General features: G+C 58.9%; 9 protein-coding genes. 2 read left to right on the top strand and 7 right to left on the bottom strand.

From position 1 onward, the window contains the following. The first annotated feature begins 17 nt into the window (after positions 1–17). On the top strand, positions 18–668 hold the full coding sequence (locus INP52_RS00450) for a Crp/Fnr family transcriptional regulator (protein WP_194371467.1): 651 nt from the start codon (positions 18–20) through the stop codon (positions 666–668). 73 nt (positions 669–741) lie between these two features. On the opposite strand, the gene INP52_RS00445 is transcribed toward INP52_RS00450, so the two are convergent. Then, positions 742–993 carry a SemiSWEET family transporter gene (locus tag INP52_RS00445; RefSeq protein WP_194371465.1) on the bottom strand — a complete coding sequence of 84 codons (252 nt, stop codon included), beginning with the start codon at positions 991–993 and terminating at the stop codon, positions 742–744. Positions 994–1,050: 57 nt separating this feature from the next. On the opposite strand from INP52_RS00445, the gene INP52_RS00440 reads away from it, so the two are divergent. Beyond that, positions 1,051–1,596, top strand: coding sequence for a hypothetical protein (locus INP52_RS00440; protein WP_228478352.1), 546 nt, complete (start codon positions 1,051–1,053; stop codon positions 1,594–1,596). Between the two features lie 440 nt (positions 1,597–2,036). Here INP52_RS00440 and INP52_RS00435 read toward each other — a convergent pair whose 3' ends face one another. From INP52_RS00435 to INP52_RS00410, 6 genes are all read right to left on the bottom strand, one after another. Next, entirely contained in the window at positions 2,037–3,857 is a 1,821-nt protein-coding gene (locus INP52_RS00435) for a TIM-barrel domain-containing protein (RefSeq protein WP_194371464.1), read from the bottom strand. Positions 3,858–4,637: 780 nt separating this feature from the next. Further along, positions 4,638–7,307 carry an ATP-dependent chaperone ClpB gene (gene clpB, locus INP52_RS00430; RefSeq protein WP_194371463.1) on the bottom strand — a complete coding sequence of 890 codons (2,670 nt, stop codon included), beginning with the start codon at positions 7,305–7,307 and terminating at the stop codon, positions 4,638–4,640. A gap of 240 nt (positions 7,308–7,547) precedes the next feature. Further along, entirely contained in the window at positions 7,548–8,603 is a 1,056-nt protein-coding gene (locus INP52_RS00425) for a MupG family TIM beta-alpha barrel fold protein (protein ID WP_194371462.1), read from the bottom strand. Positions 8,604–8,681: 78 nt separating this feature from the next. Further along, a complete protein-coding gene (locus tag INP52_RS00420) occupies positions 8,682–10,112 on the bottom strand; it encodes a PTS transporter subunit EIIC (RefSeq protein WP_194371461.1) in 1,431 nt (476 codons plus the stop codon). 61 nt (positions 10,113–10,173) lie between these two features. Beyond that, entirely contained in the window at positions 10,174–11,067 is an 894-nt protein-coding gene (gene murQ, locus INP52_RS00415; protein WP_194371460.1) for an N-acetylmuramic acid 6-phosphate etherase, read from the bottom strand. Positions 11,068–11,077: 10 nt separating this feature from the next. After that, positions 11,078–11,953 carry a MurR/RpiR family transcriptional regulator gene (locus INP52_RS00410; protein WP_194371459.1) on the bottom strand — a complete coding sequence of 292 codons (876 nt, stop codon included), beginning with the start codon at positions 11,951–11,953 and terminating at the stop codon, positions 11,078–11,080. Between the last annotated feature and the right edge of the window lie 100 nt (positions 11,954–12,053).

Below are 12,053 nucleotides of genomic sequence, written 5' to 3'. Positions count from 1 at the left end.
CAGCAGAGAAGAGCAAAATGCAGCATATATGTGTCAGCCTGGTTCCCTTATTCGTGGACCTGCCAGAAAAAGACCAGCTTAAGATCAATTCCCTGGCCAGCCACCGGCGCTATCAAAAAGGTGAGACGATTTTTCAGCCAGGGGATGAAAAGCTGCAGATCGTGGCCCGGGGAAACATGAAGGTTTACCAGCTGTCCGCCAGCGGCCGCGAGCAGCTGCTCCGGGTTGCCCAGCCGGGTGACTATGAAGGGGAAAAGCAGCTTTTTGGCCTGGAAAACGACAGCTTCTTCGGCCAGGCCATGGAGAATACGGAAATCTGCAGCTTGAGCAAGGCCGACTTCAACCGGGTCCTCCTAGAAAATCCCCAGCTCTCCCTCAAACTGCTGGAACTCAGCACCCAGAAGCTGCTGGCCACGGAAAGACAGACCCAGTTCCTGGCCATGAAGCGGGTCGAAGAAAGGCTGGCCAGCTACCTGCTCGACTTGGCTAAAGTGGCTGGAAGCGACCAGGTCCAGCTGTCCATGAAGATGAAAGATATCGCCCTCTACTTGGGAACTACTCCCGAAACCCTCTCCCGCAAATTCAAACTCCTCGAAAAAATGGGCTATCTGAAAAGGACAGGCAAGCAGGTGAAAATCCTTGATGAAGATGGCCTGCTGGACTTGTAATAGACAAGAAAAATCTCCCTCTAGATTACTAGGAGGAGATTTTTTACTATCGAAAAAGAAAGATGAAGACGGCTTAGTGCAAGGCAGTTACAAAAGTGATCAGGCCGAAGATAATGCCAGGGACATTGGCAATAAAGACCGGCCAGTCCTTGTACTTCTGCAAAAGGGCGTAGCTGCACCAAAAGGAGCTGTTGATGGAGGCAACCAGCGGCTGCATGGGATTGCCATATTGGCCGTGCAAGTTGTTGATGATCTGCGGAATATATGAGACGTACATCAGAATTGACATGATGCTGGCAATCCGGCCGACAAGCATGGCTTTCATGCGATTCCTGACTTCAGTAAGCAAAGCATCGCAGACCGGGCTGAGATCTATCTGAGAATGGCAAGTGACATCTGGAATCCAGACGCCATTAAGGAAATCGTTGGTGGATGGGCCGATGACGATGAGAAGGACTTCTTCAAGAACGAGAAGGGCCGTGAATTTACAGTCGGCTATGCAGAAAGAAGCTGGCCAGACGCTCTGGAATACGGATTCCTGTCTGCGAACCTTGGCGGCAGCGGGAAATCTATTTATAACGTTCAGGTCGGAGATACGGTTTATTGCCATATCGCTGGATATGGCTTTGTAGGTATTGGCGAATGCACATCAACCGCTGTGCCGATGAAGAACTTCAAAGTGATGGTCGACGGCGCTTCAACTCCTGTAGCAGACGCGCCGTGGAAATCCGAGGAATCCAAGGAGAAACTTGATCCCAACAAGGAAGTATTTATCGGAGTTGCATGGAAGAAATATGTGACGGATATTAACGACGGCTACTGGGAGAAAGGAATGACGACAGTCCCGCTTGTAGCCTACATGCTTAATGATAAGACGACGCATCAGAAGGTCAGAGACCATTTCGGATACACCGACAGCGCCGATTAAATCTTTCATCGGTGGCCATACTTTTTAACGATTGCAGATTGGAGGTGTCGCGGAGCCAGTAGCAGAATGCCAGTCGAGAATCTGCGACGGTAGAAACCGGACATTGAAAAGCAAAACCGGACATTCAAATAGAAAACCGGACATTGGAGTCATGACGGAACCGGTTCAAGAAGAAACGACTTGATCGGTGACCGACCAAGATAAGCGACCAAGATACCGACCAAGTTAGCGGCAGACAGGGTTGAGACCGTAATAATGAAGTAGCAAGCTGCAATGGAGCAGGTCGAGACGATGGCCTCCCTCCTGCCTGCCGTATATATATGGTAGAGAAAGCGCATGGACAAGTTTCCGCAAACGGAGAGCACCTGTAAAAACGCCGATTTTCGGCTTTGAGCAGTTCCCGCGTACGGACGGAAAATGTAGACATTCAGGTGCTTGTTTCAAGCCATGTCGAGCATGAGCGGAGTGAACGTCTTCCACTCCTGGTCGCGCGTGGCGATAAGGGCTGAGCCGCCAAAGATGCCGTCCATGTCCGAGCCGATGTTGGGGTTACCCGCCAGGCTCTGGCCAATGTAGGTCGGGATGTGGAAGCGGATGTACTCCCAGTTGCCGCCCGTCTGGTCACCAGTCCAGATGGCGCCGAAGCGCTGCGTGCCGGCCCAGCCGCACAGGGTGATGATGTTCGGTCGCGCGTTCACGCCCGTGGTCACGATGTCATAGGCCTGCTTGACGCCGCTGAGCTCCATGGAGTAGCCGGCGCCGACCCAGGCCACGTCGGTCTTGAGCGTGGTAACGCCGCCGACCTTGACCTCGGCGTCGAAGTCGCGCAGGCGCTGCCACATGGTGCCGGAGTTGGAGTCGGGCACGAGGTAGGACTGGGTCCAGAGGCCCGTGCTCACGCCGTGCTTGTTAGCGTAGTCCGTGAACTCCGCGAGGTTGTCCACGTTGGCGGCCACGGCGGCGAGACGCTCAGAGGAGCTCGTGCCGTCCGCGTTCACACCGCCGGTCATGAAGTAGCCGTTCTGGCCATAACCGGCACCGTAACCGTCGTTTGGAAGGAACCACCCGAGCGGCATGTCGTTGTCCGCATAGCGGTCGATGACCGCCTGCGCGGAGAACTCACGACTGAAGTTGACGCCTTCGAGCTTGTCCCCGGAGACGGTGGGGCCGTGGCCGTTAAGCGTCTCAATGCTCAGGCCTGAGGCGACGGGCGCGTCGCCCTGCATGTTCTTCTCGTAGGTAGTGGTGCCCGCGCTCGTGGAGGGCTCCCCCTCCTTGATGGTCCACGCCTTGCCTCCGGAGGAGTTGTCGGTGCTCCAGGAGTCGCGGTTGTAGGCGTTGAGGTGACCGAGGTAGAAGGCGTACTCCGGGAGCAGGACCGGGTTGCCGGTGACCTTGTAGAAATCCTGGAGCATGTCCTGAGTCACGGCAGAGCTGCCCGTATCGCTTGTCACGAAGTAGTAGGCGTCGAGCTCGTTCTCCTTGTGCGTCGTGGTGACGGCGCCCGAGGAGGTCTTGCCGAAGTCGTACGTTCCGTCTTGGAACGTGTTGCGCAAAACGCCGTAGCCGTTGGACGTCCAGTAGAACGGGTTGGGGCTGGAGACGCCCTCGTCGACCCAGCTGGCCTCGTTCGCGATGTTAATGCTATTGCCCGTGTGGACGAAGCGACCGTTCTGGGTTCCGCCGCCAAAGAAGTTCTCGCCGTTGTTCTCCGTGAGGGTCTGCACCGTGGAGCCCGCGCTGAGCGAGAGGGGCGCGGACTCGCTCATGACGGTCTTGTCGCCCACCGAAACGCTCATGAGCGCCGTGTCCTTGTCGAAGGAGATCGTGGTGTCGCCCGCGGAGACCGTGAACGCGTCGCCCGCGTTCGCGATGCTGGTCGCGGGATGGCTGTACTCGTCCGACTTGTCCGGGTACTGCTGAATCCTGGCGGTCTGGCTCGCCTGACGCGGCGTGGCGTACTCGGAGAACGCGCCCGAGGGATCCACGTTGTAGCGGAAGATGCCGTCCTCGAGAAAGGTGATCTTCCCCATAATGCCGTCATTGAAGGTGACGTAGACAACGTTGGCGTCGGTGTCGTCTTGAGTGACGCCCTCCACCGAGGTCAGTGATCCTCCGACGCTCTGCGTACCAACATCTGCGATGCCTGGGGACTTGGCCGCGAGCGCCGCTGTGGGCAGTACTACATTAGCGACGAGTGAGAGGGCCAGGCTGAGACCAACCCCTCCTCGCGCGACTTTCTGTACATGCTTTCTTTTCATGCTACCGTCCCTCCTTGTTCTTTTGGGGCGCTCTTCGAGTGGTCAAACGAGAAAAGGCTCGTGAACAGACCTTTTCAGTCTGTGTTATGAGAGCTGTAAACCTTCCTCGACAAACGGCGAACGGTAGCACTTTATAGTGTGAACGTTACATCATTAAATGAATTTATTTATCAATAAATGACGTGGTATCTAATTATAGGTACCGCATATCTCTAATTTATAATACCAGTTTCTAGATGTATTTTTTATTTAAACACCAAGAATTGACTTGAGTTGTGCTCGGCTCCCAAGACTCTAGGGCTACCAATTGAAGGACGCACGCTTCCGTATGCCAGACTCAAGCGGAGCGCCCCCAGACGGGGTTGCCCCACTTCTCCCGCCGGAGCGCTTCTAGTAGGCGGCAATGCCATACGCAAGCGTCTACTCTTGCAGTTTGGGCCTTCAATACACAAAATCCCAAAGTCGAATGTAGTTTTGCCCTTCGACGCGCACCTTTTTGACCTATCGGGAATTAATCATATATCGAATGATATATTTTTCTGTAAAACAGCTGTTGTCAACTGTGGGTATTGCATACTTTCCTGGCTGGTCGGAGGTGGACCCCAAGGGAGTGCGCGTCGAAGGGCCAAACTGCATTCGGGCCGAGGAAAATGTGTATTGAAGGCCCAAGCTGGGAGGGTAAGCGCTGAATATCAGGCAGGGCTCTTAGATTTAGAGAACAAGAAGACGGCGCCCGACACATACCTGCCGGGCGCCGCAAAAGGGCCAAATCGCAAACTATTACTCCAGCGCGTCCGGCTCAAGCGGAACGTCCTCGGACGCGGCAGGATCCTCCTTGAAGCGCCTCTTCTCGGAGGCCGCATCGTCGCGCGCGGCAAACAGACGGTCGTCGTCCCCCACGTCCACGCGGACCACATCACCCTCGGCAAGCTTGCCGTCGATGATAAGGTTAGCCACGTTGTCCACCACCTGGCGCTGAATGAGGCGCTTGAGCGGGCGAGCACCGTAGACCGGATCAAGACCGTCGAGTGCCAAAGACTGCACTGCAGAAGGCGTGAGCTCGAGCTGAATGCGGTCACGCGCAAGACGCTCGCGCACGTCGCGTAGCTGGATGTCCACGATCTGCTCGATGTCGGACAGGCCAAGCGGATGGAAGACCACGACGTCATCGATGCGGTTGAGGAACTCCGGCTTGAAGGTCTGACGCAGCGCCTCGTTGACCTGGCGCTGGACCTCCTCGGGGTCGCTCGTCGCATTGGCGGCAGCGATGAACTGGCTGCCCACGTTGGACGTCATGATGATGATCGTGTTCTTGAAGCTCACGACGCGACCCTGGCCATCTGTAAGACGCCCGTCGTCGAGCACCTGAAGAAGGATGTTAAAGACATCGGGATGGGCCTTCTCCATCTCGTCGAGCAGGATGACGGAGTAAGGATGGCGTCGCACGGCCTCGGTGAGCTGGCCCCCCTCGTCGTAGCCCACGTATCCGGGAGGCGCGCCGATGAGGCGCTGGACGCTGAACTTCTCCATGTACTCGGACATGTCGATGCGCACGAGCGAGCGCTCGTCATCGAACAGGCACTCAGCGAGCGCCTTGGCGAGCTCGGTCTTGCCCACGCCGGTGGGGCCCAGGAAGAAGAAGCTGCCGATGGGTCGATCGGGGTCAGAGAGCCCCGCGCGGCTGCGGCGCACGGCGGCGGCAACGGCCGAGACGGCCTCGTCCTGGCCCACCACGCGATGGTGCAGCTCATCCTCCAGGTTCTTGAGCTTGTCCATCTCGCCCTGCATCATCTTGGAAACGGGCACGCCCGTCCACGCGGAGACGACCTCGGCAATCTCCTCGGAGGTTACCTCCTCCTTGAGAAGCCCGCCCGCCTCCTGCTTGGCGCTGAGCGCCTTCTCCGCCTCGTCGTAGTCGCGCTGAAGACCGGGAATCGTGGAATAGCGCAGCTCGGAGGCGCGCGCGAGGTCACCCGAGCGCGTCACCCGCTCCATCTCGGCCTTGGCGTCCTCAATCTTGGACTTGAGGTCCTGCACGCGATCGATCGCGCTCTTCTCGTTTTGCCAGTTGGCCTTCATGCTGTCGAGCTTCTCGCGCGTGGTGGCAATCTCGCCGCGCAGGGTCGCGAGGCGCTCCTTGGAAGCCGTGTCCTCCTCCTTCATGAGGGCCTGCTCCTCAATCTGCATCTGGGTGAGCTGGCGGTCGACAGCGTCAATGTCCGCAGGCATGGAGTCGAGCTCCATGCGCAGGCGGCTCGCGGCCTCGTCCACGAGGTCGATGGCCTTGTCGGGCAGGAAGCGGTCGGATATGTAGCGGTTGGAGAGGTCGGCCGCCGAGACGAGCGCGGAGTCCATGATGCGCACGCGGTGGTGCTGCTCGTAGCGCTCCTTGAGGCCACGCAGGATGGAGACGGTGTCCTCAACCGTGGGCTCCGAGACCAGAACCGTCTGGAAGCGGCGGGCCAGCGCGGCGTCCTTCTCTATGTACTTGCGATATTCATCAAGCGTGGTGGCACCGATGGCGTGCAGCGTGCCGCGGGCCAGGGCGGGCTTCAAAATGTTGCCCGCGTCCATGGAGCCCTCGGTCGCGCCCGCACCTACGATGGTGTGGAGCTCGTCGATGAAGAGGATGATCTGGCCGTTGGCCTTCTCAATCTCCTTGAGCACGGACTTGAGTCGGTCCTCGAACTCGCCGCGGTACTTGGCACCGGCCACGAGCGCGGACATATCCAGCTCAACGAGGTCCTTGTCGCGCAGGGTGGTGGGCACGTCGCCGGAGACGATGCGCTGGGCCAGGCCCTCAACGATGGCTGTCTTGCCCACGCCCGGCTCGCCGATAAGAACGGGGTTGTTCTTGGTGCGACGCGAGAGCACCTGGATGGTACGGCGAATCTCCTCGACGCGGCCGATAACCGGGTCGAGCTTGTTCTGGCGCGCAAGGTCGGTCACGTTGCGACCGTACTTCTCGAGGGCCTCGAACTCGGGCTTGGAGTCCTGGCTGGTCACGTGCTCGTCTCCGCGCAGGTCGTCGTAAGCGCTCTCGACGCGCTTGCCCGTGACGCCAGCGGACTTGAGAATGCTGCCGGCATCGGACTTGTCGTCTGCGAGCGCGCAGAGCAGGTGCTCGGAGGTGACGTAGGAGTCGCCCATCTTGGTGGCGAGCTTCTCGGCCGCGTTGCCCACGCGCACAAGCTCATTGCTCACGCCCATCTGCTCGTTGCCGCCACTGACCTTGGGCTGGTTAGCCATAGCCTGATCGACCTGCTGCTCGATAGCCGCGGGATCCGCCCCAACGCGCTCAATGATGGCGGACAGATTGTGCTCGCCGGAGCTGAGCAGGGCCTTGAGCAGGTGAATGGGCCGCAGCTGACCCGCCTCAGCGTCGGCGGCAACGCCGAGCGCCGACTGCAGCGCCTCCTGAGCCGTGACGGCCCACTTGTCTATCCTCATAGTGCTCTCCCTTCCGGGACATAGTTAATCGATACTTAGTGTTCCCCCTTAAGCGTAGGTTTATACGAAAATCTAAGTGCCTTTATATTAGATTATGTGGTTTGCGAGACGTGGGGAAAAAATCAAGCTTGGTATCTCCTTGTCACATGCACAACGAACTCCCCGTCTGGTTTAGTCAAAACAGAGACGAGAAGAGCGCCTCAAAGTGACTAAACCAGACGGGGAGTTCTGGGGGCAAGATCATATGAGCCGAAGCCCAAACCCCTCGCGTACATACGAAAGCAAGTCCAAGTCCTCTGCGTCAACCTGCCCCACCACGTTCGTGCGCACATCTCCCAGCAGATCTCGGCGCGCAATTTCGAGCTCGCCTTCATAGCGCAGATACGCACTGTTCGACACCGCAATGCTCCCCACGGATCGTGGGGCACCGGCTGTTGCGTCAGGCGCAAGAGCCCTCTCGGGGCGAAGGGTCGTCCTTGACTCAGGAGAGCGAAACACCCAGGGGCTCGAGTCAACTCGGTCGTGATGCACCTGGCCGCGAAGGTATTCGTAACCGGATTCCAGCGTACACCCCACATCCACGAAGCCCCTGGAAAGCTGTCCCAGCTGGTCCCAGCCGGAGTCGGTCAGGTCTACGTCCCCCACGATTACGATGTCACACCCACCGTCGAGCGCAAGCTCAAGGGCATTGACGGCAATCCTGTCCCTCTGGTTGCGCTGTCCCTCAACCGTAGGAAGCCCCTCGAAGAGCGGCCCGCGCATCGTCTTGTTTCCCGGTACGAAGCCAATGGTCTCAAACCCATAGGCCGCAAGGCGTCGATTCATGCGTCGCACGTCTGCCAAATCAAGTCCCGTCCAGCGCTTGGGATAGTAGTTGTGACAAGCGGCAAAGCGGGTGAGATCAGCGCCTGACTCGCGCCAAACAGAGACTTCCTGTGCGGACACAGTCGACGCATTACATACAATATGGAAGGTTCTTGAGAGCTGGGCTGTCTGTTGCGGGTCAAAGCCGTAGTCAAGACGCACATGCGTGACACCCATCTCAGCCAGATCCTCGATGCGCGAACAGCCAAGCTTCTCGCAGGTATCCGGACCAACGTCTGCAATCAGCGAGATATCTGCTGCATCAAGTAGTCCCAGCAGATGGCGGACGCCACGTCCGTAGTCGACGCCAGACTCCTCGGGAATATGCAGCGAAGTGAACGCATAGCTCACGTGCGCCCTGCGCGCGCACGCGATAACTCGCTCGTTTACCTCAAGGTCACTCCCCAGATAAAGCGAGATACCCGTCTGCATGTCTGTCTCCCTATGAACGGGGCGACCCCTCTTACAAGGGGCCGCCCGGGCCACCGCACGCGTTAGCGCAAAATCACGCTACTCACCATAGAACTCGTTGATACGCTTCTCATCCACGCCAAAGAACCAGGTGAGGACAAAGCCGCCCAGGTAGGCCACAAGCATGGCAATGACATATGTCAGCTGCTGACCGGGCACCACAATGAGAAGGCCAAAGAGACCTGAGACGCCCTGGGACACGGTTCCGATATGGAACAGGGACGCGAGGATGCCGCCGAATCCCGCGCCGAGACACGCGGTCACGAAGGGACGAACGAGCGGTAGCGTCACCGCATACATCATGGGCTCGCCCACGCCCAGGATGCCAACGGGGATGGACTCCGCCACGAACTTCTTGAGCTTCTTGTTCTTCGACTTGGAGTAGAGCGCGAAGCCAGCGCCCACCTGTCCGCCGCCCGCCATCATGAGGATGGGCAGGAGGTAGTTAACGCCTTGCGTAGGGCCGGTAGGATCATTCAGGAGGGCATGAATGGGCGTGAGCGCCTGGTGCAGACCCACCGAGACCAGCGGCAGGAAGCCTGCGGACAAGATGTAGCCGCCAATCACACCCATCTTGTCATACACGAACTGGAGCACGAAGAAGATGCCCTGGGTAAGCCAGGCACCCACGGGCTGGATGACAAGAATCATCGCAAAGGAGCCAACGATAAGTACGAGCAGAGGGGTAATAAAGGTGTCGAGAATATTGGGCATCACCTTACGAATCTTCTTCTCGATAAACGCAAAGAACGCGCCAGCGATGAGGGCAGCAATCATGCCGCCTGCCGCGGGGTTGTACACCGCGTTGGTAAGCGGCAGGAGGATGGCCTTCTCGGGGTCTGCCGCGCCGGCGGCCAGAAGGGGCATGGCCGCGTTTGCGATGCACATCATGCCAGCAATGCCGCCGAGCGACGCGGACCCTCCGAACTCACGGGCGGCATTGTAGCCAACCAGAATGGGAAGATAGGCAAACAGCGCCCAGCCCATGGAGCGAATTCCCTGGTACCACCACACGCCAGCAAACGCATTACCCGAGGTGACGTTGATAACATTGCAGATGCCATTGATGAGGCCGGCTGCGATAATGCCGGGGAGAAGCGCCACAAAGATGTTGGCGATCTTCTTGAGGAAGGCCTGCACGGGCTTCTGGCTGTACTTCGCCTTCTGCGCGGCCTTATTCTCGGCGGCCGCAGAGGAGGCGTCCTCGTCAGACATACCCTTGGGAATGCCGGTGAGCTGGGAGAACTCCTCGAGCACCTTGTTCACCTTGCCAGGACCGAGCACGATCTGCATCGTCTCGTCGATGACGACTCCCATGACGCCGTCGAGCTCCTTTATCGCGTCGACGTTTACCCTGCTCATGTCCACCACGCCCACGCGAAGACGAGTCATGCATGCCGCGTTGGCCGTGATGTTTTCCCTCCCCCCGAGCAGCACAAGAAGTTGCTCGCTGAGTTCCTTGTCGGTCATTACTTCCTCCTTTGAATACGCTTCCCCATTGAACGCCAAGGCCCCCGCATAGGCCCGCCCCTTACCCAATGGCTGCCCGCACGTGACCGTGGGCATCGTCCAGGCGTGCTCGGGCCCGGGCGGAGCTGCAACCCAGCAGCACGGAGACGATGGCTGTCTTCACCTGGCCATCCGCCTGCTCGAGCGCCTCGATTGCCCTCTCGCGCGTACAGTCACACGCCTGCATCACAATATTCTGGGCACGCGTGACCAGCTTCTGGTTGGTGGCCTGCACGTCCACCATCAGGTTCTGATAGGCCTTGCCCGCACGGACCATGCTGCCCGTCGAAATCATATTGAGGATGAGCTTCTGCACCGTTCCTGCCTTGAGCCGCGTTGAGCCCGTGAGAACCTCGGGCCCCGGGGCCACCTCAATGGCGAGCTCCGCCTCCTTGCCAATGGTGGAGTCGCTGCTGCAGGCAATGGCGACGGTCTTGCAACCCATCTGGCGCGCCAGGCGCAAGCCGCCCACCACATAGGGCGTCCTTCCGCTCGCGGCAAGGCCAATCACGACATCCTTCTCAGCAAGGTCTAGGCCCCCGAGGTCACGCGCCCCCATCGGGGCGTCATCCTCTGCCCCCTCCACCGCCGTCACGAGGGCCTTGGGTCCTCCGGCAATAAGGCCGACGACAAGGTCCGGGGAGACCCCAAAGGTGGGCGGACACTCGGCTGCGTCGAGCACGCCGAGTCTTCCGCTTGTCCCCGCTCCCATGTAGATGATCCGCCCCCCTGCGCAGAGCGCCTTGGTGGCCCACTCAATCGCGGTGGCCACCTGGGGCAACACCCCCGTGATGGAGTCGACGGCCTTGGCATCCTCCGCGTTCATCACGCGGGCAATCTCAAGAGGCGTCATCTGATCGAGATCCATGGTCGCCGGATTACGGGCTTCGGTGGATAGCTTGGTGAGGTCTAGCACGATTCCCTCCTTACTCTTCTCCGGCCCGCCCCTTTGGCGGACGTTTCTCTATGTAGTTCTGGCGCAGGAGGGATACGTTATGCTCTCGATTCCTCATGACGCACATGGCGTAGAGCATGTCCACGACCATGAGCTGCGACATCCTTGACGCCATGGCCCCGCTGCGAACAAGGGGCTCGTTCGCAGCCGTATAGACGACGGCATCCGCGTATTTGACCAGCGGTGAATCTGCGCAGAAGCGCGTGATCGCAATGACCTCCGCGCCCCGCTCGTGCGCAACGCGCGCGCATTCGATCGTCTCACTGGTGAGGCCCGAGTAGCTGATCGCGACCCCGAGGGCTCCCTCACCTGTGTTCTTGGCGCAGAGCAGCTGGCTATGCCAGTCATCGTACACGTGACACTCCTTGTTAATGCGCATGAGCTTCATCTCGAAGTCATGCGCCACGAGGAGGGACGATCCGATGCCAAAGAAGTCGACCACACGCGCGGACAGTATGGACTCTACGCAGGTAGTGAGCGTCTCGTTTGAGACCAGACGCACAGTGAGCTCGATTGACTTCTTACAGCTGCCCGCCACTTTTCTTACGATTTGCTCGGGACCATCTCCCTCGACAATCCCCTCGAGAGAGACGTCTTGCCCCTCAGGGGCCAGGGCAAGCTCGTAGATGAGCTCTCTCCTGAACTCCTTGTAGCCGTCGCATCCGAGCTTGCGGCAGAGGCGGACCACTGTGGAGGGCGAGGTGTACGTTGCCTCGGCAAGGGACTGGATGCTCTGCATGGACGCCTCGCGCGGATTGCTCTGAACGTAGTCGATGACGTTGCGCTCAGCAGGACTCGCGAACTGCTTGTGCTCCTTGAGCAGATAGATCAATCCACGGCCATTCATGCGACTCACCCCTTGGCCCATTAAAGGACAAAGAAACACTCATGTCAGCAGGGTGAGCAAAATAAGAAACTTTGTGCCATCTCTTGACGCATCGCAGGTC

It is taken from the genome of Thermophilibacter immobilis, from assembly GCF_015277515.1.
Classification (GTDB): Bacteria; Actinomycetota; Coriobacteriia; order Coriobacteriales; family Atopobiaceae; genus Thermophilibacter; species Thermophilibacter immobilis.
The sequence above is the reverse complement of the archived record's forward strand: the minus strand, read 5'-3'. Positions and strand labels throughout refer to the sequence as shown.

Bases quoted from the DNA above. Each gene is read 5' to 3' on its own strand.
- INP52_RS00450 (WP_194371467.1), top strand. From the start codon at position 18: ATGCAGCATATATGTGTCAGCCTGGTTCCCTTATTCGTGGACCTGCCA.
- INP52_RS00425 (WP_194371462.1), bottom strand. From the start codon at position 8,603: ATGCAGACGGGTATCTCGCTTTATCTGGGGAGTGACCTTGAGGTAAAC.
- INP52_RS00410 (WP_194371459.1), bottom strand. From the start codon at position 11,953: ATGAATGGCCGTGGATTGATCTATCTGCTCAAGGAGCACAAGCAGTTC.
- INP52_RS00420 (WP_194371461.1), bottom strand. From the start codon at position 10,112: ATGACCGACAAGGAACTCAGCGAGCAACTTCTTGTGCTGCTCGGGGGG.
- INP52_RS00435 (WP_194371464.1), bottom strand. From the start codon at position 3,857: ATGAAAAGAAAGCATGTACAGAAAGTCGCGCGAGGAGGGGTTGGTCTC.
- INP52_RS00440 (WP_228478352.1), top strand. From the start codon at position 1,051: ATGGCAAGTGACATCTGGAATCCAGACGCCATTAAGGAAATCGTTGGT.
- clpB (WP_194371463.1), bottom strand. From the start codon at position 7,307: ATGAGGATAGACAAGTGGGCCGTCACGGCTCAGGAGGCGCTGCAGTCG.
- INP52_RS00445 (WP_194371465.1), bottom strand. From the start codon at position 993: ATGAAAGCCATGCTTGTCGGCCGGATTGCCAGCATCATGTCAATTCTG.